Here is a 26,526-nt window from a genome sequence, read left to right as displayed (position 1 = left end):
ATTCTACTTGAATAGTTCCGTCATTATTATTTATAGGAAGTACAATTGCGGCGATTCCAGAAGAAGTTGTCTTTTTGATCAATCCTTCATTATTTAAAACACCTGGTGTTCCCGACCAACTGATATTTCCTGCATCTGCCTGCATATCAATAATCCCTTCTATTGGATTATGCAACACACTTTCACTACCAGTAATGAGTAAATCCCCATTCGAGGTAAGCACTAATGTACCTAAGTTTTCTAGAGTTGAATCTCCTGAAACAAACTTATTAGAAGAACCGATAAGTTTCAAAACATTCGTATTTATTAAGGTTCCTCCTCCTGAAAGAGTTCCTGTTGTCCAATTAAAATTATCTGTTTCCGAAAAGTTAAAAGTGGCATTTTCTCCGTCTGGGATATTTAAAATACTATTCCAGTTTAGGTTACCCACTATATTTCCTTCTAGTGTACCAGATGGATTAATGGTTGTATCCCAATCCATAGTAGCACCAGCAAATACATTATAGGTTCCTTCTGTAAAATTTTTTCCTAATGCATTTTGAAAAGAAAGTGTACCAGCTTCTACTTGAATAGTTCCATCATTATTATTTATAGGAAGTACAATTGCAGCGACTCCAGAAGAAGTTGTCTTTTTTATCAATCCTTCATTATTTAAAACACCTGTTGTTCCCGACCAACTGATATTTCCTGCATCTGCCTGCATATCAATAATCCCTTCTATTGGATTATGCAACACACTTTCACTACCAGTAATGAGTAAATCGCCACTAGAAGTAATGTTGATGAACCCCTCATTTTCAAGTGTCATTTCACCACTTATAGACTTATTAGAAGTAGTTCGCAAATTTATAACACCTTGATTGGTTAATGAACTTAGCGAACCATTAATGGTTCCTGAATTCCAATTAACAGTAGTATTAGGTCCAAAATTAGAAGGCGCTGTAAAAGTTAGATTTGTATTTATTTCAAATACAGAATCGCCTTGTAAATTGATGGATTTAATGTTGCCAAATACGTTTAGGACGACTGTATATCCGGATGGTATTATAACATCATCTGTTGTTGAAGGAATGGCAAATACATCCCAATTGGCTGGGTTGTCCCAATCGTTATCTGTTCCTGCGCCAATCCAAGTGACTTGCGAAAATGTTGCTGTACTAGTCAAGCATAGCAAAGTAATTAATTGTAATAATCGTTTCATGATTAATAGCTTTTTATGGTTTATATACTATTACATCGAAACGATTGTAAAATGTGAGCATAAAAATTTAAACTTTACTTAAATCGTACAAACTTGGAACTTTGAAAGGTATAGTTCGACACAGGAATAGTTGTATTCTTTTGTAAAGAATACCAAGGAGAAAGCTTGGTGTTTTCTAAATTTTTAACAAGATGTACACTTTGCGCTGGCGTATTGCCTTGAAACAGCAAGTATATTTTTTCTCCTTTATTATTTACTGCTTCGTCACCAAGCATTACAATATGTCCTGGAGAACCACCTTTAATTAACATATCGCCAATTTTTAAATCTGAAGCCTCTATAGATTTTAGCTCATTAAAAAGAGACAATGTCCCCGAATACATGTAGATTAGATTAAGGTATTTATAAAAATTTTCTTTCGTATGGTTTTCCGTTGCTGTTTTATAAAAACTAACTTTATTTCCATTGATTTTTGCTCTAAAACCTGCTGCATATTTTAACCAAGAACAATAATGACCACTAGTAAAATTAAAACCAATTTCGTCTTTTCTATTTTGCATCCAAAGGTATTCGCTTCTAATTCGAATTAAAGCATCAGCACATTGTTGGAGTCCGTTTTTTGGAACAGGAACTTCTAAAATTCCGATATGTCCTCCTTGCCAAAAATACTCGGTGTCATCATAATTAATTATTTTACTTCCAAAGGGTTTCAATGGATAGTTTCTTAAATATTCTTGAAAAGATCCTTTGGGGTAGATTACTCGTTTATATCCTATAGGCAAATTTACTCTCGACACAATGGTAAGACTGTCTTTATTTATAAGACTTGTCGTTACTATAGTTGCTTCCACTTTTGCTACCATCTTTTTTACTGGTTTAAATTGAAAGACGCAAACAACAATTGCTGATAGTGATAAAACAAGTAATACAAATTTCTTCATAGCGTTTATAACGAAAAAACCCAACACTTTCGTATTGGGTTTAAATTTTTTAAGCGATTTATAAATTTCGCGTTTTATTTCTAGAAATAATATTTCTTTTAATCTGCGGAACCAACGGTAAGGCTTAAATTATTGCAACTGCCTATACCTAAGACTCTAGTTCCTGTCCAAGTATATCCCGAACAACTAGCTACGTAATTGTATGTACCTGCAGGAATATCAATCCATTGTACAACAGACGCGCTTGAGTCCTGACAATACACAAAACCGGTAGAAGGATCTTGACCGTCCATAGTTTTTGTTTCCAGTAGATCTACAGCAACTGTAATTACGCCACATCCAATATCTCCAAAAGCGCTAAATATTAATTGCGATTGTCCTTGCCCTTCCAAACTTTCACTTTCTGACTCATTGTTATCGCTGGAACAAGAACTTATTAGTAAAATAAAAACTAAAAGGGATATTATTTTCAATGTTATTTTCATGGTGTTTTTTTATAAAAGGCAACTTTGATTGTTTCTCCATTGCCTTTTTTTATTAAAGGCTAATATAATTATTAATTAATACAACTAAAAAATTCTAGTATAGTAGCTTCATTATTTGCTACAGTTACGGTTATTGTTCCAGTGCTTGGATTAGACGAAATCCAACCTGTTTGGTTCACAATTTCTACGGTATAGGTTCCATCTTCTAATCCAGAAAAGAATACATTTCCATTTGCATCTGTTGTTTCTGTTCTTATAATGGTATTTGAAATATCTTTTAAGATAAATGACCAACCATTTCCTAATTGATCTACGCCATTATCAAAAACAGAATCACAATTTTCTTCTAAAATATTTAAAACACTTATTACATTGTTTTGACAACATCCTTCCACGTTATTAGAAATAGAAGCATCTCCATTAGTAGTTACTAAATTCCCTACAAGTGAGAAACCTAAGACTGTAGCGTTGGTATTTACCAAATAGGCTCTTAAACTATAACTTCCTGAGGACAAACATAAATTAGAAGTGCTCCAAGTTTGAATTCCTGTATTAGACCAAATATATGTTGGACTTGTATCTATTGGAAAATTATTTGAATTATCAATTAATTCTAAATACACTTGATCATCTCCTTTTAAGGTAAAACTAAAGTCTATACAAGTATCTTCTAATATGCAAAAAGGTCTTTCAAAAACATATGGCACTTTATCTCCATTATTATTACTTGCGTTATTACAACCAAAAGTATCTGTGGTTCCTAAATCCATTGGTGCTAATGTTGTAGATCCTGTTTGATTAACCCATCCATCTGGACCAAAATTGGCAAAGTTAATTACATAAGCATCTCCATTAATTGTTGAAACTAAAGGGTCTGAACAAGATAATAGTGGTGGGTTATTAATCACTCTCCAAAATGGATCTACAATTCCTTTCCCAGGAGTAAGCACATTTCCATTTGTATCTATTCCTGTAGAAAGATTTAATTCGGATTGCAAATCACAAGTAGGTGGAATTACTGGTCCGCCTGTAATATATTCACAAGATTCATCACTACTACAAGAAAACTGTAGGAACAAAAAGCATAAAAAAACTAGTTTAAAAAAGGTATAGGTTATTGTATTTATTTGGGTATTGTTTGTTTTATCTATTGTTTTCATAATTTCTAAATTTTTAGTTTAAATCCAAGCAGCAATTAACAACTGCTTGGATTTGGTTATTGATTAATAGCAGATTAAATCAAATTATATTAAAAGCATACTACTTTAAATTCTGTTCTTCGGTTTACACGATGCTCATCATCTGTACATGGTACATTATTTTCACATTTTGTGTTTTTTAATTCACTTTCGCCTGCTCCTCTGGCTATTAAGCGATCTCTAGATATACCTTGGCTTGCTATATAGTTTACTGTAGCATCTGCACGACGTTGTGATAATTGTTTGTTATAGGCATCAGAACCTTGACTATCGGTATGTGATGACATTTCTACTTGAATGCTTGGATTATCACGCATTAGTTTTACTACACGTTGTAAATCTGGAATGGATATTGGTAGAATTTCGGCCTTATCTAAATCGAAATTAATATTATCCAGTTTAATTGCCTTACCACATGGATCTACACACATTTCTAAGTCTATAAATAGTGTAGTATCTCTATTGTACCATCCTGTAGAAACTTCTACTTCATTTGAATAGTAACCATTTTTTCTTCCGTTTAACACAAAAGTGGACTCTTGTGTTAGGTGAAATATAAAATCACCTTCTGCATTTGATAACGTATTCTTCTGTGATGCTTTTGTTTTATCTTTTAAAATAATATCTACACCTTGTATTCCTTCATCTGTATTACACTCTAAAACATTTCCTTTAAGTATAAATTTCTCATTGGTGTATAGAATTGTTTTTTGAATTCCGGAGCTTTCCTTTTGACAATTTTTAAATTCCTCTTTAGCAATACTTCCTTCTAATAAATCTATATTATAGAGCTGTCCTTTAATGATATAATTATCTTCTACAACATCATTAAAAACAATTACTCCGTATGTATTTGTTGTTCCTGTTTGCACAATATTTCCATTTAAGTCTGTTAAAACCACATCTGTATTTGGTAATACTATTCCTGAAAATTTATCTTTTGCTGTTACCGTTACTCCACATCCGCAAGTTGTGCAACAATGTGGCATATGGTCTTCTTTACACACAGGGCAAACATTTTCCTTCTTATTTAGTTTAAAAGTGACACCTGCAAATATGCCTACCGAAGAAATATCACAATCGCATGACTCATCTCTTAATAAAGGATTTGCGTCTAATTCATTAATTGGTTCTCCTACACTTCCTGTTCCAGAACTAAAAGGGTGGTACATAGCCGATATTCCTGATTCGTTTAATTCTTGTACACCAAAATGTTTCATATAATATGCTCCTGCATGGACACCGAAATTTTTGCTTAAGAAATAAGTGAAACGCACTTGACCTTTAAAAGTAAATACCCCGGAATCTTTATAACCAGCATGAAAGTTTAAAGGCGTTGTTCCTAATGTAGATGTACCTTCTAAATAGGTTCTTCCTCCATCTATTGAAGCGAAACCAAAACGTGTATTCAGTTCTGTTTTAAATGTACCCGATTTATTTCTAAACTGAGCATTTGGACCAATACCATAAAACATACGAGTTATATTATCTTCGCTTACGCGGAAAGTATTTATAGGTGTCAATCCATCAGATGCATAAAGATCTGTAGTTGGATATGTACTTTCTGGCTGGTTTTTGATATAATCAAAATCGAAACCCAACCCGAACCAGTTCCAATAATAGTCTAAAGAAAGACCTAAATCTATTCCTCCTTTATAATCTATGTATGGCGTGTTATTTTTGTAGGTAGGAAAATCATAACCAATTCTTGGGCTTAATTGAAAATAATTTCGATCTAATGGCTCTTGTTGTGCCATGGCTGAAAATGTATTTGCAAATACAAATAACATTAATACTAATTTTAATAAATTTTTCATGATAAAAGTTTTTGTTAATTTGTTACTCATACTTATATAAAGAAGCAGGTAAAATTGTTACCCTGTATTAGGTATTAATTTATAGCAGAACAAATATTTTATTAGAACTTCTTATATATAAGGGGATACTTATATATGTAGATTGGACTTGTTTATGTAGGTAGAATAAAAAACCCAACAGGAATATGTTGGGTTAAAAGTGCGCTTATAATTTAAGGTAATTAATCTCTATGCACATGAATAGTTATTAAAAGTGTATGTGGATTTGGATCTGAAACTACATAAAAAGTTCCTGACAAAACAATATCTATATCGTCTCCTGGATTATCACCAAAAGCAATAATATTAAAATTAATACTGTTAGCTGCTGCATCATCAAAGTTAATTCCTGGAATGGTAAAAAATGGACTTAAAGATCCTGTCATAGTATTAGAAAATGGAGCTGTAACTGTAAAAGGACAAGTTGCTACTTGCATCCCTAAATTTGCAATAAAAGTATTTGCGCTTAAATCTTCAGATGTAATAGTAAACTCGCAATTATAACCTGAAGTTGGTGTCATTGGGTAATCTTTTGCGATAATATTATAAGAGTAGTTCTGAGGTATTCCGTTATCGATAATAATCTCAATACTTTCAGCAGCTCTTGATACGGAATTATTATTAGTACTACAGCTTGAAAAAACTAAAAAAAACATACTAATAAAAGCGAATTTGTAAATATAATTTTTCATTATAAAAAAGGTTTTAAATTTTGTTATTCATACTTATATAAAGAAGCATGTAAAATTGTTACCTCCTTTTTGAAACAAATTCAAAAAAAAAAAAAGACCTTGCAGTTTTTAAACTGTAAGGTCTGTATATCATTAATTTTTACTTTTCTTAAAATTACAGTCTTTTAAAGACTCTTAATTTCTATCCTCCAAAATCATCAAATCGGATATTCTCATCATCAATACCGAAATCTTCTCCCATTTTTTGAACCGCTTGATTCATTAATGGAGGACCACAGAAATATAATTCTATATCTTCCGGTGACTCATGTTTAGATAAATATTGATCAATTACCACTTGGTGAATAAATCCTGTAAATCCGTCTCCTTCTGTATCATCAACATCTTTTTTAAGTTGCCAGTTATCTGCTTCCGTAGGATCGGATAATGCAATAAAGAATTTAAAGTTCGGGAAATCTTTTTCTAATGCTCTAAAGTAATGGATGTAGAATAATTCTGCTTTAGAACGTCCACCATACCAATAAGTTACTTTTCTTCCTGTCTTAATAGTTCTAAACAATTCATATAAATGAGAACGCATAGGTGCCATTCCAGCTCCACCACCAACATATAACATTTCGGCTTCACTATCATTGATAAAGAATTCACCATAAGGTCCAGATATAGTTACCTTATCTCCAACTTTTTGGTTGAATATATACGATGATGCTACTCCAGGATTTACATCCATCCAGCCACCTTTGGCTCTATCAAAAGGAGGAGTTGCAACACGTACGTTAAGCATGATTTTTCTTCCTTCTGCTGGGTAAGAAGCCATAGAATATGCTCTTTCAACAAGTTCGTTATTTTTCATAACTAAAGGTCTTAAACCGAACTTATCCCAATCTGCTTCAAATTTATTTGGCTCTCCAGGATGATCTTCTGGATGCGCAGTAATATCCATATCTGAATATTTAATTTCACAGTTAGGAATTTCAATTTGAATGTACCCTCCTGCTTTGTAGTCCATATCCTCAGGTATTTCTACTACAAACTCTTTAATAAATGTTGCTACATTATAGTTTGAAACAACAGTTGCTTCCCATTTTTTAATTCCGAAAACTTCTTCAGGAATTGTAATTTCCATGTCTTGTTTCACTTTTACCTGACAAGATAAACGTGCTCCATGAGCTAATTCTTTTCTAGAAAAGTGAGGTGTTTCTGTTGGTAATGCTTCACCACCTCCAGAAAGAACGTGACATTCACATTGAATACATGTTCCACCACCACCACAAGCAGATGGCAAGAATATTTTTTGTGCACCTAAAGTAGATAGTAAACTGTCTCCAGAACCTACTTCTATTTCTCTTTCTCCATTAATAGTAATCTTTACAGGACCAGATGGAGATAATTTTTGTTTTACAAATAATAACAGAGATACTAATAGTAAAGTTACTAGTAAAAAAGCTGCTACAGTTGCTATTATGGTTCCTAATGTACTTGCTGCTAATATCATGTTACTCTGTTATTGTTGTGTTGTTAGCTAACTCTTTTGTGTTCTCTTGATCTACAGTTTCGATTTGTACTGTTTTATCTTCTTTAGTTTCTTCATCTCCTCCTGTTAACATTCCACCAAAACTCATAAAACCAATTGCCATTAAACCTGTAATGATAAATGTGATACCTAAACCTCTTAATGCAGGAGGCACGTTAGAATATCTAATTTTCTCACGAATAGCTGCAATTGCTAGAATTGCTAAAAACCATCCTATTCCAGAACCAATACCATAAGTGGTAGCTAATCCTAATGTTGGAATTTCTCGGGATTGCATAAATAAAGACCCACCTAAAATAGCACAGTTTACTGCAATTAATGGTAAGAAAATACCAAGTGAATTATATAATGATGGTGAGAATTTTTCAACCACTATTTCTACTAATTGTACCATGGTTGCAATAGTTGCAATGAACATGATGAAAGAAAGGAAGCTTAAATCGTAGTCTGCATATTCTTCACCTAACCATGATAGTGCTCCTGGTTGTAACACATATTGATCTAATAACCAGTTTAAAGGTACTGTTATAGCTAATACAAAAATCACAGCAGCTCCTAAACCAACTGCTGTACTAACTTTTTTAGATACTGCAAGGTATGAACACATTCCTAAGAATACGGAAAATACCATGTTATCTATAAATATTGATTTTAAAAATAATTCTAAATGTTCCATTTTTTTATAGTTTGTTAGTAGTTACTAGCTTAATCTTCAATTAATGCTTTGTTTCTACTACGTTGTACCCAAATAATAATTCCTACAACAATTAATGCCATTGGAGGCATAATCATAAAACCATTATTTTCGTAACCTAAAGCGTATAATCCTGTTTTTTCAATAGGATCTCCTAAAACAGGAATACCTAATAAAGTTCCAGCTCCTAAAAGCTCTCTAAAGAATGCTACGATTATTAAAATAACACCGTATCCTAAAGAGTTACCAATACCGTCTAAAAAAGAAGGCCATGGTTTGTTCGCTAGAGCAAAAGCTTCAAAACGTCCCATAATGATACAGTTTGTAATAATTAATCCTACAAATACAGAAAGCGTTTTACTTAACTCGTAAGCAAAAGCTTTTAAGACTTGATCTACTATAATTACTAATGCAGCAACTACGATTAGTTGAACAATAATTCTAATTTTTGAAGGTATAATGTTTCGCATTAAAGAGATAACTACGTTACCAATTCCTAAAACAAATAATACCGAAACGGACATTACGATTGCTGCTTCTAATTCTGCAGTAATTGCTAATGCAGAACAAATACCTAAAACTTGAATTGTAATAGGGTTATTATCTGCTAAAGGGTCTGTAATTAATGCTGCGTCTTTTTTTGATAAAAGTCCCATAAATTAATTCTTTTTTAAGTTATCAAAATAAGGCACATACTGTTTAAGCTCTGATTTTATCATTGCAGAAACACCGTCTCCTGTAATAGTTGCTCCAGCTATAGCATCTACCTCATTATCTGTTTTGTCTTCGTTTTTAGGATCGTTGTTGCTTTTAGATATATTAATACCTTTAAAGTTTCCGTTAGACTTTAAGTGCTCACCAATAAAGTCATCCATAAAGAAACGTTGTTTAATGTTTGCACCTAAACCAGCAGTTTCTCCTTTATGATCAAAATAAGCACCTTGTACTACCATGTTTTCATCCATAGCAATGTACGCCCAAACGGCATCCCATAATCCTTTTCCTCTAATTGGTGCTATATAAAATGTTTGACCATCTTTTTCACCTACAAACAAAGGAAGTTTTCTAACATCACCTGCTTTAGCAGCTGTTTGTTCTTTTTTTACATCGATTAGATATGCTTCTTGATTTTCTGAAACTTTATCCCCTTCTAACACTAATTGTTTTTTAATGTATTGTGAAAATAATTCAGGAGCTTTATCTGTTGAAACAAAAATAGCAGAATTGCCTTCATTTTCATTAACCCCCATAGCATACAAAATGTTTTGTTGCCTTTCTAATCTTTCGTTATTATCAATTCTAGGACGTAGTGCAGATGCTGTAAAAGCTAGCAAACCTCCTACTACAATTACCATAGCAATGGCAAAAAGTATAGTATATGAATTTTTATCTGTTCTTTTTTCCATGTTTAAGCAACTTTAGTTTTTAAACGCTTCATTCTTCTTTTTACATTTCCTTGTACCACATAATGGTCAATGGTTGGAGCAAACACATTCATTAATAGAATGGCTAGCATAACTCCTTCTGGATATGCAGGATTGAATACTCTAATTAGTATTGAAATGAATCCGATTAAGAATCCGTAAATCCATTTACCTTTATTAGTTTGTGATGCAGTAACAGGATCTGTTGCCATAAACACCGTACCAAAAGCAAAACCACCAATAAGTAAGTGATGCCAAAAAGGAGTACTCATTAATCCGTAAAACTTACTACTATCTGCAATGACATCTGCATTTACAAATCCATTAAATATTAATCCCATTACTAAAGCCCCTGCTACAGAAGACAACATGATTCTCCAGCTTCCTATTTTAGCGAAGATTAAGAATAATGCGCCTAGTAATATTAATAATGTAGAAGTTTCACCAACAGAACCAGGAATAAATCCTAAAAACATATCTGCAACAGAATGCGTTACTTCGTTGTTTTGTGCAAGAGTTCCTAAAATGGTTTCTCCTGAAATAGCATCTGGAGTACCAGCTGCTTCTACAGCTCCTTGCACCCAAACTTTATCTCCAGACATCCAAGTAGGATATGCAAAGAATAAAAAAGCACGTATAGTTAATGCTGGATTTAAAATATTCATTCCTGTACCTCCAAACACTTCTTTTCCTATAACAACACCAAAGGCTACTGCAACTGCAAGCATCCATAATGGAATATCAATTGGTACAATTAACGGCACTAACATTCCTGTTACTAAGTATCCTTCTTCTACCTCGTGGCCTTTAATTACAGCGAAAATAAATTCGATAAGCAAACCAACTCCGTAAGAAACAATTACTAGTGGTAAAATTTTAACTAAACCAATAACTAAGTTATCCCAAGTCCAAAAAGAGGAGCTAAAAAACCCGTTAGCAGCTTCTATCGTTCCAGAAGCTAAGTGATGTTGGTAGCCTGCATTAAACATACCAAATATTAAACATGGTACAAGTGCCATGATTACGGTATTCATGGTACGCTTTAAGTCATCTGCTGCTTTTATATGAGTACCATTATGCGTGGTCTCATTTGGTAAGTATAAAAAGGTATGGATTGCATTAAATGCAGGAGCCATTTTGGTACCTTTATACTTTTCTTTTAAGTTATGTAAACTACTTTTTAAACCCATTATCCTATCTCTTTTAGCATTAAGTCTAAACCTTTTCTTATAATATCTTGATGTGGTTGTTTAGATACACATACAAATTCTGTTAAAGCAAAATCTTCTGGTGCAACTTCGTACATTCCTAAAGCTTCCATTTCATCTAAATCTTGATACATACAAGCTTTTAAAATTTGCATTGGATATATATCTAAAGGAAAAACCTCCTCGTACGTCCCTGTAGTAACAAAAGCACGATGTTCCCCATTTGTATTGGTATTTAAATCGTATTCTTTTTTAGGAGTTAACCAAGAAAATGTAAGTGCTCTTGAAGTAGAAACCTTGTTAAACACAGGTTTATTCCATCCAAAAAATTCATAATCATTACCTTCTGGTATTACAGTAATAGTATTGCTATAATAATCTAAAAAGCCATCAGGTTGCACTTGCTTTCCGCTTAATACATTTCCTGAAATGATTCTAATGTTATCGTTTTTATCTACACCGTTATCATAAATCATAGAAGCAACTTCTGCTCCTAACTTAGTAACAAAATATCTAGGTTTTTTAACGGAAGAACCTGCAAGAGCAACAATTCGCTCTGCATTAAACTTACCCGTTAATAATAATTCCCCAATTATAACAAGGTCTTGTGCGTTAACCGTCCAAACTACTTCTCCTTTATTAACAGGATCAATTTTGTTTATTTGCGTACCAACATTACCAGAAGGATGTGGTCCGGAAACTGGATGTATTGTTGCTCCAGAAACATTTGCCAGTGGCGAGTTCCCGTTTTTACCAACAGAAATATGAACTTGCCCTTCGGTCAATTTAGTTAAAGCAGTAACTGCAACCTGTAATTCTGCTTCTTTACCTTGAAGGGTAAAGTCTAAATCTGCTACTAAAGGTGCAGAAGCATAAGCAGAAACAAAAATTGCTTTTGGTGCTTTGTCTGGATTTGCAATTACATCATAAGGACGTTGCTTAATAAAAGGCCAACAACCTGAAGCTAACAAATGTGCTTTAATGTCTTCTGCCTTTGCGGCATCTACATTAAGCTTACCATTATCTTGGTAAGACTGCTCTTTGTCAGCTTGAATTTTAACTGCTAAAATTTTGCGTTTTTCTCCACGAGGAATGTCTATTATTTCACCAGAAACTGGAGAAACAAACTTTAAAGCTTCATTAGATTTATCGTAAAAAATAGGCTCTCCTGCTTTTACTTTAGTTCCAACTTTTGCAATTAATTTTGGTATAACACTGTGGAAATCTTCTGGTCTTACAGAGAAAAAGTTACTGATAATAGCGTTCTCTTTTGCCGCTTCTGCAGTTCCTTTTAACTTAATATCTAGACCTTTTTTAATCTTAATGTCGTTTGACATATTATAAATCTATTTGTTAATAGTTATAGTGTTTTAAATTTTTAAGTCTCTTAAAAATCGATGCAAATTTACGAATTAATCCATAAAAACACGTCTAAAAATCGCCTTCCATACTATTTATACTCAATCTAAATAAATTAATAAGCTTAGGCATAAAAATTGCTTATATTTACTGCAAAACAACAATTACAGATCTGTGAATTTTAAACATCTTATAGCAACCCTTTTATTCTCTACAAGCTTAATTGCACAAATCGCACAAGAAGTTGCTCCACCTGACTACATTAAAACAATTACTTTTAAAGGAAATACAGATGAAAGTCAATTACCTGTTTTAAAACTTGGAGAATACTTACAATTAGAATTTGACGCGCTAAATGGAGACGAAGAAGATTATTATTATATAATTGAACATTATAATTACGATTGGACACCTTCGGTTTTAGCTAAAATGGAATATCTAGAAGGTTTTGACAACCAACGTATTCGAACTTACGAAAATTCGTTTAACACCTTACAAATTTATTCGAATTACCAACTTACAATCCCAAATGAAAGAACACGAAGATTAAAAGTATCTGGAAATTATATGCTTAAAATATATGACGATTATGACGAGCTAGCATTTTCCAGAAAATTCATGGTTTACGAAGAAAGTGCAAATGTTGGAGTCGCAATAAAACGATCTCGAGATGTTAGAAACATTAAAGACAAACAAACTGTAGATATTACTATTTCTTCTAACAATACTCCGTTTAACAATCCAAAGCAGACTATTAAAACAGTTATCATACAAAACAATAATTTAAACACTGCAATTTCTGGCATACAACCAATGTACACCCTTGGCAATGAACTTATTTATAAATACAACACCGAAACTAGCTTTTGGGCAGGAAATGAATATTTATGGTTTGAAAACAAAGATGTAAGAGCTGCAAACACAGGAATACAGTTTATAGATTTAAAAGAATTATACCACAATTATTTATACACCAACCTTGTTAGGAGAGACACACCTTACACTTACAATCCAGATATTAATGGTAATTATCTAGTAACTGCATTAGACGCTAGCAACTCAAGTATTGAAGCAGATTATGTATGGATGTTTTTCTCTTTATTGTTAGAAGAATTACCAGAAAACAAAGAACTACATGTATATGGTAACTTTAATAATTACACTATTGATGAAAGTACTAAAATGAGATTTAATGCAGAAAAAGGAGTTTATAAAAACGAAATATTACTAAAACAAGGATTTTATAACTACAAATATGTTGTTGTAAATAAAAACGGAAAGTTAGATGAAGGTGCTATTAGCGGAAATTTTTGGCAAACTGAAAACAATTACAAAGTATTAGTTTACTACAAAGATTTAGGTGCACGCTACGATAAAATTATTGGTTTAGGTGAAGCAAGCTCTGTAAATATCACTAATTAATAAAAATAATTTACTATCTTCCTATCAAAGAAATACTAAATAAAGGTTGAATAATTTATTTTTTTAGTATTTTTGACTATTAAACCCCTTGATTATCAGAAGTTAAAATGGTTCAACAAGTTACAAAAGGCATAAAGATTTCAGTAGATACTACTTTTGAAGGCACTTTTTATAGAAACTATAAAATACAATTTGCCTTTGGATACCAAGTAACTATTGAAAACCAGAGCAAAGACTCTGTGCAACTTAATGCAAGACATTGGATAATTTTTGACGCTTTAAATCATGTAGAAACGGTTTCTGGCGAAGGTGTTATAGGTAAAAAACCTGTTTTAAAACCAGGAGAATCTCATACTTATAATTCCGGATGTTTACTTACCTCTCCTTTTGGAGCAATGAAAGGATATTATGAAATGGTAAATTTTAGCAATACCAAAAAATTTCAAGTAGCAATTCCTACCTTTAAATTAAGCGCTCCTTTTGCTCTAAATTAAATTTCTTTTATTTCAAATTTATAAACAGTTTCTTTTTGTTTTACATGAAAAAACTTACAATTAGAATAATGAATAAACTCAAATGCTTCCTGGTAATTAAATCCTGCTTTTGTGACTTTATATAAAGCGTGTACATCAATGTTTCCATAAGGCGAAATTCTTTTATACCAATACTCTAATCTATTTTCAGTAGCATGTAATTCGTACCAAGCTCCTGCTGCAATACCCGAAAGCCATTGTGCATTTTCATGAAGATTTTCAACAGGCTTAGGTTTTAATGTACCAACAAAACTTGGTACATGATTTTTTAATCTATCCAAAAAATACAACCTATTATCTTTACTTACAGTCGATTTATATTCTGAAATTTCTCCAGTTTCAGAAACCTCATAAACCATATTCTCTGTATCTGCAATTACCACATTCCCAATGGTACTTGGTGTAAACCATTTCGATTTTTCTAATTTATCTTTTATCAACTTATCGGTTACAGAAACAATTAAAGCGTCCGTTACAAAACGTGCACAATTGCAAGCTTCTTTAATAAACGCTGCATAACGTATAAAGTCTCGTTGCTGCATCATAGTGATATATTGTCTTGCCGAATAATAATCTACAGCATTACAAACCGAAGCTATTAATTTACCATCACCATGTGTAAGTTTAGGATGTGTCGCTAGAAACTCTAAAATTTCATTTAAATTCTCAATTTTGTCATTTTCAAATTTGGCAACAACCGGAAAACACAACTCATGATCCGTGTCTTTTCCTCGAACCCTTCCATTAGGTTCTGGAGTAATATATCTTCCAAAATCATGATATTCTAAAATACCTGTAGCTTTTTCAATTAAAACCAAAGCAGCATGACCAGCTCTCAAATAATTCTTTTTACCAACTCCTAAAAAACGTAAATATGGAGAATACCATTCGTCTGCAACCATAACAATAGTTTCAGGATAGGCAAGTGTTAAAATAATTGCTGTATTATTCATGAATAGTTTCTGGAAATGAAATAGATTTTGATAATGTAGTATTTTTTTGCAGGTTTTCAAAAACCATAGAAACAGAATCTTTTGTCTTAACTACTTGTGTGATACTAGTAGTTTTAACAACACCTCTATCCATTATTACACCATAATCGGTATTCTTTACATTAGTTTCTTTATGAAATTGTAACGCTTTCGCGGAAGTCAATTCGGTTCCGTTTTTAAAATCATCAAACCATTGTTTACGTTCTTCTTTCATTTTTTTAGAATACAAAGTTGAAGAAGACCAAACTCTAGCCATTTTCGGCAAATTACTAAAATGTTTTTGAGCCCCATCCCAAACCAATTCATAAAATTCTAATTCGGTATTCCAATCTGCAATTACTAATGTAAATGGTTCTATATTTTTAAAATCATAGGCTTCAATCGCAGTTACAATTTCTTCCGAAGCTAATAAATCTGTAACCACAACACCACGACTTAATCTGTAGTTCTTTTTTTTATTATGCGCTTCAAAACCTCCATTTAACAAGCAAACTATTCGATTCTTATCACTTACACCAATCCAAGTCCCTCCGGATTTTTCATCCTTTGGAAATAACATTTTAGTATTATTTACCAAATAAAAATCTGGAGGTAATGAAATACGATTTGGTGCTTCATCTCTATTAGAGGTTAACACAAAATCATTTCTGCCTTTAGAAAAAATGGTTACTGTACACATGTTTTTTGTAGTCTTTAAAGCGCATAGCAACTTACAAAAAAAATCTTATAATTTAACTTGCCTTTAGCATTACAAAGAATTTCTAATCTATAAAAATATCGTAACTTTGCATTTTAAAAATTTTTGAATCACAAAACCAAAAACAATCATGGGAAAAGGATTTTTTAATGTACCAATTGCAGTTAACGAACCAGTTAAAGATTACGCACCAGGTTGCAAAGTTCGTGAAGCTATTGCAAAAACATATAAGGAAATGTACAATAGCAATCTAGACGTGCCAATGTACATAAACGGTAAAGATGTTACTACAGGTAATACCAAACCAATGTCTCCACCACACGATCATAAACATATTGTAGGACAATATCATGTAGCAGAAAAAACGCATATTGATGATGCTATTTCTACTGCACTTGAAGCAAGAAAAAACTGGTCGCAAGTGCCATGGCAAGATCGTGCTGCTATTTTTTTAAAAGCAGCCGAACTAATAGCTGGGCCTTATAGAGCAAGAATTAACGCTGCTACTATGATGGCGCAATCTAAAACAATTCACCAAGCAGAAATTGATGCCTCTTGTGAATTAATAGACTTTTTACGTTTTAACGTACAGTTTATGACAGATATGTACCATGAACAACCAGAAAGTACTAGTGGTGCTTGGAATAAAATTGAATACAGACCATTAGAAGGTTTTGTATACGCAGTATCTCCATTTAATTTTACAGCTATTGCTGGAAACTTGCCAGCTTGCATGGCGATGATGGGAAATGTTGTAGTATGGAAACCTAGTGATTCTCAAATATATTCTGCAAAAGTTATTATGGATGTATTTGAAGAAGCAGGTGTACCAGCTGGTGTAATTAATGTAGTATTTGGTGATCCAGTAATGATTACTAATACCGTATTAGCTAGCCCAGATTTTTCAGGTTTACACTTTACGGGTTCTACTTTTATATTTAAAGAATTATGGAAACAAATTGGTAACAATATTCATAATTACAAAACATACCCAAAAATTGTTGGAGAAACTGGAGGTAAAGATTTTATTGTAGCTCACAAATCTGCAAACCCAAAACAAGTAGCAACAGCTATTTCTCGAGGTGCTTTTGAGTTTCAAGGCCAAAAATGTAGCGCAGCTTCACGTGCTTATATTTCTAAAAGTATTTGGAATGAAGTTAAAAAACATGTTATTGAAGATGTAAAATCTTTTAAAATGGGATCTCCAGAAGATATGAGCAATTTTATTACTGCTGTAATCCACGAAGGTTCTTTCGACAAACTAGCAAAATATATTGATGCAGCTAAAACAGATAAAGATGCAGAAATTATTGTTGGCGGTGGTCACGACAAAAGCAAAGGGTACTTTATTGAGCCTACAGTAATTGTAACAGAAGATCCAAAATACACAACTATGTGTGATGAATTATTTGGACCTGTTATTACTATTTATGTTTTTGAAGATGATAAATACTCGGAAACATTAAAACTTGTCGACGAAACGAGCGAGTATGCTTTAACTGGAGCAATTTTAGCTACAGACAGATATGCTGTTATAGAAGCGACTAAAGCTTTAGAAAACTGTGCTGGAAACTTCTATATCAACGACAAACCAACTGGAGCGGTAGTAGGCCAACAACCTTTTGGAGGCGCTAGAGGTTCTGGAACAAATGATAAAGCTGGAAGTATTTTAAACTTACAGCGTTGGGTTTCCCCTAGAATGATTAAAGAAACATTTGTAACTCCAACAGATTACAGATATCCATTTTTAGGATAAACACCAAATGATTACATATTCTTACAAAAACCTTTAAAATTTTATCATTTTAAAGGTTTTTTTACGCCTTTTATCTTAAAATCACATATTATTAAAAATCTATTAATAGAACTTCATATATTTAAAAAGATTAATCAATCTTTTTATTAATATGAAAAGTTACTACTTATTATTACTTTCCCTCTTTACTTTAAGTGCTCTCGCTCAAAATAAAAAAGCGTTTCAAAAATTGGATGTTTCCGATATGGAAACTTCTGTTTTAGCACAAAAATCTACTATAATAGATATTACAAGTTTCAACCAAAAACCAATTAACAAATTAAACTTCTATCAAGTCTATAAGACTATCGCGCAAGGAGATACAAAAGAACGTCTTTTACCTGTTCAAAGTTTAAAAGAACAGAGCACAGAGAGTTACTTTACAAAAATAATTCCGCTTGCAATACTACATAGTGAATTTGAATCTATAACAGATGCTGCTATGCAAAACAATATAGTTACCAGGAATGCACAAGGAAATTTAGTCCGAACAAACACTACAACATCCATTTTTGAAAAAAGCACAGTAACCACTGCTACCGCACTTCGAACAAAAACCAAAGGGTTAAAAACTACATTTCGCTTAGATGCTAATAATATTTTTAACACTACAAATAATGCAATTGAAAATATAGCAATAGACTTTAATAATGGAGAAGGTTTTAAAACAGTAAACCCTAACCAAAACATAAGTATCCTCTATTTTGAAGAAGGAGAAAAAATACTCCAATTTGCTATAACTTTACATACTGGAGAAGTCCTTTCAAGAACTTCAAAAATAGAGATTAAATACTCAAACGAAGATTTAAGCAACATTTTTAACCGAGAAGTTTTCACCTTTACTTCCAGTATTACCCCAAACTTATCTGCTTATGGAGAAGCTACTTCATATCCTGGTGTTGGGGAATATGAAATATACTTAAGTGACGATAATGTATTAGATAAGCCTATTTTTTTAGTCGATGGATTTGATCCTGGAGACGGAAGAGATATAACAGGCTTACGCGAATTATTAGATTTTGATGACAATGGCACCACTTCAAACTTAGAAGCTTTAGTTAAAGAAGAAGGTTTTGATGTAGTCTATTTAAATTTCCCAATCTACACTAGAGCAGCAGACAATGCTATTATTGATGGTGGATCTGATTTCATTGAACGCAATGCCATGCTATTAGTAGAATTAATAAATCTAATAAATGCGCAAAAAGTAGGAACAGCTCAAAACGTAGTTATTGGTCCAAGTATGGGAGGATTAATTTCTAGATATGCTTTAAATTATATGGAAGCTCAAAGCATGAGTCATGAAACTAGATTATGGATTTCTTTTGATGCGCCACATCATGGTGCAAATGTACCTATAGGTTTTCAACACCAATTCAATTTTCTTGCTTTTGGGCTAGATGATTTTTGGGTTCTGGGAGACCAAAATGTAGAAGAATTACAACCTATTATTGACGGTATGCTTACTTCTGCAGCAGCAAGACAAATGCTTACAGACCAATTCGAACCGCATATAACAGATAGTGATGGAGTGACTTTTAATAATAGCTTGTCAACACCAAGAGCGCATCCTTACAAAAATACTTTTGACAATAATATAAACAGTTTTAACAGTTCTGGGTTTCCTGAATTAACCAGAAACGTTTCCATTATTAATGGTAGTGGAAATAATAGTCGATACCCAGACAACACAACAAACGCAAACAATTTAGTTCCAGGCAGTCAAATTGTAAATGCCAATATTGATCTTTTTGATGTTGCAGAATTAAAAGCAAACACGTTTTTCACACCTGCTGCTGGCACACAAATTGAAATGAGTCAAGTACACTTAGATTTTCCTTGGTGGTTTCCTTTAGCTAACGATAGAGAAAATAACGCAAGAACTACTTCTTTCACCTATTCTAATGGTATTGACGCAGCATCAGGTGGGCTTTTTGACATATTAGGACTAACAGAGGATTTAGCTACAGATGGTTTAGTTGGCGAATTTTTAGGAGCATTAACCACCGATCACTTTAACTTTATACCAAGCGTTAGCGCTATGGCTTTTCAAATAACAGCAGGCCAAATCAATTGGTTTCATACACCTTCTGGAGTTACAACAGCTAGAGCTACATCTAATACAACTCCTTTTGATGCTTGGTATATGCCTACCGAAAACGAACCACATGTTACCTTAACAGAACAGAATGTAGCTTTTGCATTAAATGAAATCTTTCAAGAAACTTTAACCACAGATACCAACATACAAAACAGCATTAAACTAGAACAAAACCCAATTACAGATGCTTTACATATTCTAAGTTCAAAAACTTATGAAAACGCAAGAATTACCGTTGTAGATGCGACAGGAAAAATGGTTTACAACAACGTTTTAAACTTAAACACGAAAACAAGCATCCCTTTACATATTGCTTCTGGTCTATATATTTTAAATATTGAGACGCAAGAAAAGAAAAACTTAAAGACAAAATTTATAGTAAGATAACACCTAAATCCAAAGTATTAAAAAAGCTTCTCAATGAGAAGCTTTTTAATTTATAGTTTATATTTTAATGGTAGATGCACCAGCTTTTTTGTTTCAAAAAAAGCTTCAGTATAAAAATCTGAAATATTATAAATAGTAGCTTTGGGGTAATCTTGCAATTCTTCTGTTAAATCCCCTCCTTTTAAATAAATAATTCCATTTTTAAGTTCGTGATTTTGCTTTTTTGCTACTTTACCTTTTACCCAATGCACAAAAGTTGGCATCGCTGCTACTGCTCTACTTACAATAAAATCGTAAGTATCATTTATTTCTTCAACTCTAGAATGGGTCGTTTTTACATTTTCTAAACCCAAACCTTCAGCAACTTCTCTAACCACATTTAATTTTTTATTAATACTATCTACTAAATGAAAAGAGCATTCAGGAAACAAAATAGCTAAAGGTATTCCAGGAAAACCTCCTCCCGTACCAACATCCATGATTTTGGTTTTAGGCTTAAAATTAATCAACTTAGCAATAGCTATAGAATGTAGTACGTGACGCAAATACAATTCATCAATATCTTTTCTAGAAACTACATTAATCTTTAAATTCCAGTCTTGATACAAAGCTTCTAACTTTGTAAATTTATCAATTTGATCTTCAGTAAGGTTTGGAAAATACTTAAGAATTAGCTCCATGGTTTTCAATTTTGCACAAAAGTAGATAAATTATTGTGCATTTTTATGAAAATTTTATTAAGATGCAAGTCTTTATTATTTATCTTTGTTTACCTAATTGATATTGTATTTATTCGTTTAAATACAGTAAAAATAAATAGCATGACAAAACAAACAATAACTTTCTCTAGAACAGACTCTGCAAAATTTTTTAGAACACTAAACAAACGTGTTAATAATTATTTTAAAGAGAATAACATTAAAAAAACAGGAAATTGGAAACTTTACATTAAAGCCATAATAATGTTTACATTATTACTTGGCCCTTTAGTGTTACTACTAACGGTAGATTTACCGACTTGGCTTCAAATAATATCTATGATGATTATAGGTGTTGGAATGGCTGGAGTAGGAATGAACGTAATGCATGATGCAAATCATGGTTCATTTTCAAGCAAAAAATGGGTGAACAAATTAATGGGAAGCAGCATCCATATTTTAGCTGGTAACGATTATAATTGGAAAGTACAACACAACGTTTTACACCATACCTATACTAATATTCAAGGTCATGATGAAGATATTGATGCTGGAAGAATTATTCGTTTTTCTAAACATTCAAAATGGTTAAAAATTCATCAGTATCAAAAATATTATGCCTTTTTCCTATATGGCTTATTAACTGTAAACTGGGCTATCACTACCGATTTTAAACAAACTTATGTTTATTTAAAAAGAAAACTATCGTATGGCGATTTTCCTAAACCTGCTACACAATGGACTAAATTAATTATTGGTAAAATACTATACTATTCCATTTGGGTCGTTTTACCTTTATCTTTAGGTTATACTTGGTGGCAAGTTTTAATTGGATTTCTAATTATGCATTATACCGCTGGAATAATTTTAAGTGTAATTTTTCAATTAGCGCATGTAATGCCAAACACAGATATGCCTGTGCCTGACAAAGAAGGAAATATGAAAAACACTTGGGCGATTCATCAACTATTTACTACTTCTAATTTTTCACCTAAAAGTTGGTTAGTAGAATTCTATACAGGAGGATTGAATAGACAAGTAGAACATCATTTATTTTCTCATATTAGTCACGTTCATTATAAAAACATAGCTAAAATTGTTAAAGATACGGCACATGAATTTAGCTTACCATACAACGAATACAACTCTATATGGAAAGCAATAGCCGAGCATTATGAACAATTAAAAGTATTAGGACAAAAACCTACTATAGCATAACACCCTTTTTTTGCACTTCAAAATAACATTTTATAAATGAACCAACTTTCAGAAAGAATTACAAACATGTCTACATCTGCCACTTTAGCAATGGCAGCAAAAGCAAGAGAACTTAGAGCCGAAGGCAAAGACATTATAGGATTAAGCTTAGGAGAACCAGACTTTAATACTCCTGATTTTATTAAAGACGCTGCAATAGAAGCGGTAAACGATAATTACAATTCGTACTCTCCTGTAGACGGTTATGTAGATTTAAAAGAAGCCGTAATTACAAAATTTAAAAGAGATAATAAATTAACATATACCTTACCACAAATAGTGGTTTCCACAGGTGCAAAACAATCGCTTTATAACATTGCGCAAGTCATGTTAAACAAAGGAGACGAAGTTATTTTACCTTGTCCGTATTGGGTAAGTTACAGCGACATTGTTAAGGTTGCTGAAGGTGTTCCAGTAGAAGTAAAAACCTCTATTGATACCGACTTTAAAATGACAGCTGCACAGTTAGAAGCGGCAATTACACCAAAAACAAAAATGCTTTGGTTTAGTTCTCCTTGTAACCCGAGCGGATCCCTATATAGCAAAGAAGAACTAGAAGCTTTGGCTAAGGTTTTAGTAAAGCATCCAAATATTTATGTGGTTTCTGATGAGATCTACGAACACATAAACTACACAGGAAAGCCCCACGCAAGTATGGCTGGAATAGACGGTATGTTTAACAATACAATTACAGTAAACGGTGTTTCTAAAGCTTTTGCCATGACAGGTTGGAGAGTTGGATTTATTGGTGCTCCAGACTGGATTGCTCGTGCTTGTAACAAAATGCAAGGACAAGTAACTAGTGGGACAAACTGTATTGCTCAACGCGCTGTTATAACTGCTTTAAATGCAGATCCAAGTGTTGTGAATTATATGATTGACGAGTTCAAAGTACGTCGTGATATGGTTTTAAATTTATTAGAAGATATTGAAGGGTTTAACACAAATACACCAGAAGGTGCTTTTTATGTGTTTCCAGATATTTCTTTTTTCTTTGGAAAAACAATAAGAGGAAAAACAATAAACAATGCTACCGATTTTTCATTATATATTTTAGAAGAAGCTTTAGTAGCAACAGTTACAGGGGATGCATTCGGTAACCCTAACTGCATTAGAATCTCTTATGCAGCAAGTCAAGATCAAATTAAAGAAGCAATTAAAAGAATTAAAGAAGCGCTTAGCTAAATTTTAATTTAAATAAATTTTAAAGCCATAAACACAATGTGTTTATGGCTTTTTTCATATAATTACAAATACAAGAACTAACAAAGTAATTACCAAACTTATTAAATACGCAATAGTTTCTTCTTTATTTTGAATAGCCATTTGCAAGCGTATTCGTTCTAACACCTCTGGTGTAGCTTCTGGAAAAGAATACAAAGATGTTGTTTTGATCTTTTCACCAAAAAACGATCTCGTAATCTTCTTTTTTAAACGTTTTAGATTTTTATTATTCTTTAACGTTAATAACATCGATTCTCCTAAAGGCATAGCTTATATATAAATAAAGATCAAGGTAATTAGCAAACTTAAAACAAAGCTCAGCAGCAACAATTGCTTGACTCTAGTTTGTTTTTGTTCTCGCTTTATCTTCTCTTCAATTTTTATCAAATCTAGTTTAGTTGCTTTATTAGGAAATTCTAGTTTACTACTAGAATAACTTCCTTCCAAAGCATTTCTTTTACTTCGATTTGAACGCATTTTTTCATTATTCTTAAGAATAGTAATCATGGACTGCACTGAACCACCAAATCCCATAAATTTTCGGTTTAAAAAGTGAAACATTAAATTTTTAGACAATAGAAGTGTATTACAAGAATGAAAATTCTCGTTTTCTATTTAAATACTATAAAAGATTATTTTGAGAATAGCTCAAAGATCATCAGTTAACAATCTGTACGAATACCATTTACTAATTAAACAACTGTAATAAAATGTGTCTTATTCCTTTCTATTTCAATTTAAAAAGAAACCGTAACTAAGGCTATGCTTTATTTTTCTATTTCATATAAAGAAAAAAACTAGTCATTTTCTTTTACAGTAATTTCAATTGGCAAATGGCATAAAAGCTGCTTTATACTATATAAGTAGCATCTATTATTAAAATGTTACACTTTCGAAATGAAAAAAAATGGATTCAGAAATACACTAAATAGTAGCCATAAGAAATGCTACAAAAAACAACGATACTTTTAATACTGTTTCTATACTACAAGTTGTATTAAATTGTCTGCTCTTTAATCGTTGTTTAATTCCGAAAATAGAATTTGCATTCGCTCTTTCAAAATTACTTTTAACGATCTTTTGGTAGTTAGAATTTAAAAACCCTAAAGGTTGAGTTACGATGTCATTTTCTAATTTGGGAAGTGGTTCTAAATCTTGTGTTGTAAATACTAATTCCATGATTGATGATTTTAATTGGTTTGTATAATAAAGACGAGTCAATTATAAAATTGTTACAACACCAATAACCTTGAAACGCTACAATAGCGTAGAAACACCTATGATTATTACAAAACTTATTGAAAAAATATTTTTAAAATATTATCTGTTTCGCCAGAAGAATGGCGTAAATAATATAAGAACAGTAAACAATTCTAACCTACCAATAAGCATTAAAAAACTACACCACCATTTCCCTAAATTTGGCAACGCGGCATAGTTATTTACTGGACCAAAATCCCCAAGTGCTGGACCAACATTACCTAAACTAGAAGCTGCCAAACCAATAGAAGATTCAAAGTTAATACCCATCATAGAAAACACTAAAGCACCAACTATAAAAGACAGCATATAAAGGATAAAAAAGGCTAATATATTAAATACAATTTCTTTTGAAATCGCTTTTTTATTATATCGCACAGGTACAATTGCATTAGGATGTAAGGTTCTTTTAAACTCTAAAAACCCATTTCTAATAAGCACTAAGTGACGAACCACTTTAACACCTCCAGAAGTACTTCCGGCAGATCCACCAAGAAACATAATACCAAAAAAGAAAACCACTAAAAACGGAGTCCATAAAGTATAATCTGCAGTTACAAATCCAGTAGTAGTTATAACAGATAACACTTGAAATAAAGCATGACGAAAAGCACTTTCTCCTTCACCCCAAACCATTGGATGTGCAATAGATGACTCTGTAAGATCTGCTTTAAAATAAATTATCAATGCAACAACTAATGTAAAAATAGCGACAAATTTAAAGTAGAGTTTAAACTCTTCATCACGAATAATTTTCTGAACTTTTCCTTTAAAAGCAAAATAACTTAGTACAAAGTTAGTTCCTGCTAAAAACATAAATACGATTATTATATATTGTATAACAGGCTTATCATTCCAGTAAGCAACACTAGCATTTTTGGTTGAAAAACCTCCTGTAGACAAAGTACAAAGAGAATGATTAATAGCATCAAAAAATGTCATTCCTGCTACTTGTAGTAAAATCGTTTCGGCTATAGTATAACCAAAATAAATTAACCATAAACGTTTGGCAGTATCGGTAATTCTTGGATGTAATTTATCGGTACTTGGCCCAGGAGCTTCGGCTGCAAAAAGTTGCATCCCTCCAATTCCTAATAAAGGCAAAATAGCTATTGCTAGTACGATAATACCCATTCCTCCAATCCAATGGGTTAGGCTTCGCCAAAACAAAACACCTTCAGGCACTACTTCTATATCATTTAAAATAGAAGCTCCTGTTGTTGTAAAACCAGACATAGTTTCAAAAAAAGCATCTGTAAATTGCGGGATACTTTCTGTAAAAACATAAGGCAGTGTTCCAGAGAGTGACATCACTACCCAACCAAAAGTAACTACAATATAGCCTTCACGTTTATTCATTTCCTTGCTGTGATTTCTAGTATAAACCATACCAAAAAGACCAACCAACAATGTCACTATACCAGAAAGAAACAGCTCTAAAGTTACACCATCTTTATAAATCAAACTTATTAGTGAAGACAATAGCATAAAGCCACCATTAAACAATAATAGTAATCCGAAAAAATGGAAAATAATTTTGTAGTTAAGCTTAATTGCTTTCATTTTC

25 protein-coding genes are annotated in these 26,526 nt (G+C 32.3%); 6 read left to right on the top strand and 19 right to left on the bottom strand.

From position 1 onward, the window contains the following. The 12 genes from ACVC3Y_RS17040 to ACVC3Y_RS16985 all read right to left on the bottom strand — a co-directional run. On the bottom strand, window positions 1–1,201 hold a 1,201-nt coding region (locus ACVC3Y_RS17040), incomplete at its 3' end, for a hypothetical protein (protein ID WP_452227551.1). Between the two features lie 74 nt (window positions 1,202–1,275). Beyond that, a complete protein-coding gene (locus tag ACVC3Y_RS17035; protein ID WP_452227550.1) occupies window positions 1,276–2,142 on the bottom strand; it encodes a DUF4846 domain-containing protein in 867 nt (288 codons plus the stop codon). 98 nt (window positions 2,143–2,240) lie between these two features. Then, on the bottom strand, window positions 2,241–2,627 hold the full coding sequence (locus tag ACVC3Y_RS17030) for a hypothetical protein (protein WP_452227549.1): 387 nt from the start codon (window positions 2,625–2,627) through the stop codon (window positions 2,241–2,243). A 71-nt stretch (window positions 2,628–2,698) separates the two neighbouring features. Continuing rightward, window positions 2,699–3,787, bottom strand: a complete 1,089-nt coding sequence (locus ACVC3Y_RS17025; protein ID WP_303420298.1) for an SdrD B-like domain-containing protein — start codon at window positions 3,785–3,787, stop codon at window positions 2,699–2,701. 89 nt (window positions 3,788–3,876) lie between these two features. After that, window positions 3,877–5,643: an OmpA family protein gene (locus tag ACVC3Y_RS17020; RefSeq protein ID WP_452227548.1), complete on the bottom strand. Its 1,767-nt coding sequence runs from the start codon at window positions 5,641–5,643 to the stop codon at window positions 3,877–3,879. A gap of 221 nt (window positions 5,644–5,864) precedes the next feature. Then, window positions 5,865–6,374, bottom strand: a complete 510-nt coding sequence (locus ACVC3Y_RS17015; protein ID WP_452227547.1) for a hypothetical protein — start codon at window positions 6,372–6,374, stop codon at window positions 5,865–5,867. 181 nt (window positions 6,375–6,555) lie between these two features. Next, the gene (nqrF, locus tag ACVC3Y_RS17010; RefSeq protein WP_303420305.1) at window positions 6,556–7,869 is read right to left on the bottom strand and encodes an NADH:ubiquinone reductase (Na(+)-transporting) subunit F; all 1,314 of its coding nucleotides are present in this window, start codon (window positions 7,867–7,869) and stop codon (window positions 6,556–6,558) included. Between the two features lies 1 nt (window position 7,870). Then, window positions 7,871–8,584: an NADH:ubiquinone reductase (Na(+)-transporting) subunit E gene (gene nqrE / locus ACVC3Y_RS17005; protein WP_303420307.1), complete on the bottom strand. Its 714-nt coding sequence runs from the start codon at window positions 8,582–8,584 to the stop codon at window positions 7,871–7,873. 29 nt (window positions 8,585–8,613) lie between these two features. Next, window positions 8,614–9,258, bottom strand: a complete 645-nt coding sequence (locus ACVC3Y_RS17000; RefSeq protein ID WP_303420309.1) for an NADH:ubiquinone reductase (Na(+)-transporting) subunit D — start codon at window positions 9,256–9,258, stop codon at window positions 8,614–8,616. A gap of 3 nt (window positions 9,259–9,261) precedes the next feature. After that, window positions 9,262–10,008, bottom strand: a complete 747-nt coding sequence (locus tag ACVC3Y_RS16995) for a Na(+)-translocating NADH-quinone reductase subunit C (RefSeq protein WP_303420311.1) — start codon at window positions 10,006–10,008, stop codon at window positions 9,262–9,264. A gap of 2 nt (window positions 10,009–10,010) precedes the next feature. Beyond that, window positions 10,011–11,216, bottom strand: a complete 1,206-nt coding sequence (locus ACVC3Y_RS16990; RefSeq protein WP_303420313.1) for an NADH:ubiquinone reductase (Na(+)-transporting) subunit B — start codon at window positions 11,214–11,216, stop codon at window positions 10,011–10,013. Beyond that, window positions 11,216–12,571, bottom strand: coding sequence for a Na(+)-translocating NADH-quinone reductase subunit A (locus ACVC3Y_RS16985; protein ID WP_452227546.1), 1,356 nt, complete (start codon window positions 12,569–12,571; stop codon window positions 11,216–11,218). The genes ACVC3Y_RS16990 and ACVC3Y_RS16985 overlap by 1 nt, the downstream gene beginning before the upstream one ends. A 196-nt stretch (window positions 12,572–12,767) precedes the next feature. On the opposite strand from ACVC3Y_RS16985, the gene ACVC3Y_RS16980 reads away from it, so the two are divergent. Together ACVC3Y_RS16980 and apaG are read left to right on the top strand one after the other, a co-directional pair. Then, window positions 12,768–14,015: a type IX secretion system plug protein gene (locus ACVC3Y_RS16980; protein ID WP_303420317.1), complete on the top strand. Its 1,248-nt coding sequence runs from the start codon at window positions 12,768–12,770 to the stop codon at window positions 14,013–14,015. Window positions 14,016–14,122: 107 nt separating this feature from the next. Beyond that, window positions 14,123–14,509: a Co2+/Mg2+ efflux protein ApaG gene (gene apaG / locus ACVC3Y_RS16975; RefSeq protein ID WP_303420319.1), complete on the top strand. Its 387-nt coding sequence runs from the start codon at window positions 14,123–14,125 to the stop codon at window positions 14,507–14,509. Here the strand turns inward: apaG and ACVC3Y_RS16970 are convergent. Together ACVC3Y_RS16970 and ACVC3Y_RS16965 are read right to left on the bottom strand one after the other, a co-directional pair. After that, the gene (locus tag ACVC3Y_RS16970) at window positions 14,506–15,501 is read right to left on the bottom strand and encodes a DUF6695 family protein (protein WP_452227545.1); all 996 of its coding nucleotides are present in this window, start codon (window positions 15,499–15,501) and stop codon (window positions 14,506–14,508) included. The two genes, apaG and ACVC3Y_RS16970, sit on opposite strands and share 4 nt — an antisense overlap. Next, complete coding sequence (locus ACVC3Y_RS16965; RefSeq protein WP_452227544.1) at window positions 15,494–16,219, bottom strand: NRDE family protein; 726 nt, start codon at window positions 16,217–16,219, stop codon at window positions 15,494–15,496. Before ACVC3Y_RS16965 ends, ACVC3Y_RS16970 begins: the two co-directional genes overlap by 8 nt. A gap of 148 nt (window positions 16,220–16,367) precedes the next feature. Between ACVC3Y_RS16965 and pruA the strand changes: the two genes are divergently transcribed. Both pruA and ACVC3Y_RS16955 read left to right on the top strand, forming a co-directional pair. Further along, entirely contained in the window at window positions 16,368–17,993 is a 1,626-nt protein-coding gene (gene pruA, locus ACVC3Y_RS16960; RefSeq protein WP_452227543.1) for an L-glutamate gamma-semialdehyde dehydrogenase, read from the top strand. A gap of 151 nt (window positions 17,994–18,144) precedes the next feature. Beyond that, window positions 18,145–20,520, top strand: coding sequence for a T9SS type A sorting domain-containing protein (locus ACVC3Y_RS16955; protein ID WP_452227542.1), 2,376 nt, complete (start codon window positions 18,145–18,147; stop codon window positions 20,518–20,520). Window positions 20,521–20,570: 50 nt separating this feature from the next. On the opposite strand, the gene rsmG is transcribed toward ACVC3Y_RS16955, so the two are convergent. Continuing rightward, a complete protein-coding gene (rsmG, locus tag ACVC3Y_RS16950; RefSeq protein ID WP_303420329.1) occupies window positions 20,571–21,200 on the bottom strand; it encodes a 16S rRNA (guanine(527)-N(7))-methyltransferase RsmG in 630 nt (209 codons plus the stop codon). Between the two features lie 141 nt (window positions 21,201–21,341). Between rsmG and ACVC3Y_RS16945 the strand changes: the two genes are divergently transcribed. Then, window positions 21,342–22,436: a fatty acid desaturase family protein gene (locus ACVC3Y_RS16945; protein ID WP_303420331.1), complete on the top strand. Its 1,095-nt coding sequence runs from the start codon at window positions 21,342–21,344 to the stop codon at window positions 22,434–22,436. Between the two features lie 36 nt (window positions 22,437–22,472). After that, entirely contained in the window at window positions 22,473–23,660 is a 1,188-nt protein-coding gene (locus tag ACVC3Y_RS16940) for a pyridoxal phosphate-dependent aminotransferase (protein WP_452227541.1), read from the top strand. Between the two features lie 54 nt (window positions 23,661–23,714). Here the strand turns inward: ACVC3Y_RS16940 and ACVC3Y_RS16935 are convergent, their stop codons facing one another. The 4 genes from ACVC3Y_RS16935 to ACVC3Y_RS16920 all read right to left on the bottom strand — a co-directional run bounded on the left by ACVC3Y_RS16935 (window position 23,715) and on the right by ACVC3Y_RS16920 (window position 26,522). Beyond that, the gene (locus ACVC3Y_RS16935; RefSeq protein ID WP_303420335.1) at window positions 23,715–23,966 is read right to left on the bottom strand and encodes a hypothetical protein; all 252 of its coding nucleotides are present in this window, start codon (window positions 23,964–23,966) and stop codon (window positions 23,715–23,717) included. A 3-nt stretch (window positions 23,967–23,969) separates the two neighbouring features. Further along, a complete protein-coding gene (locus tag ACVC3Y_RS16930; protein WP_303420337.1) occupies window positions 23,970–24,233 on the bottom strand; it encodes a hypothetical protein in 264 nt (87 codons plus the stop codon). 390 nt (window positions 24,234–24,623) lie between these two features. Beyond that, the gene (locus tag ACVC3Y_RS16925; RefSeq protein WP_303420339.1) at window positions 24,624–24,878 is read right to left on the bottom strand and encodes a hypothetical protein; all 255 of its coding nucleotides are present in this window, start codon (window positions 24,876–24,878) and stop codon (window positions 24,624–24,626) included. A gap of 141 nt (window positions 24,879–25,019) precedes the next feature. Continuing rightward, window positions 25,020–26,522, bottom strand: coding sequence for a TrkH family potassium uptake protein (locus ACVC3Y_RS16920; protein WP_303421806.1), 1,503 nt, complete (start codon window positions 26,520–26,522; stop codon window positions 25,020–25,022). Window positions 26,523–26,526: the final 4 nt, after the last annotated feature.

It is taken from the genome of Lacinutrix cladophorae (assembly GCF_053604645.1).
The sequence above is the reverse complement of the archived record's forward strand: the minus strand, read 5'-3'. Positions and strand labels throughout refer to the sequence as shown.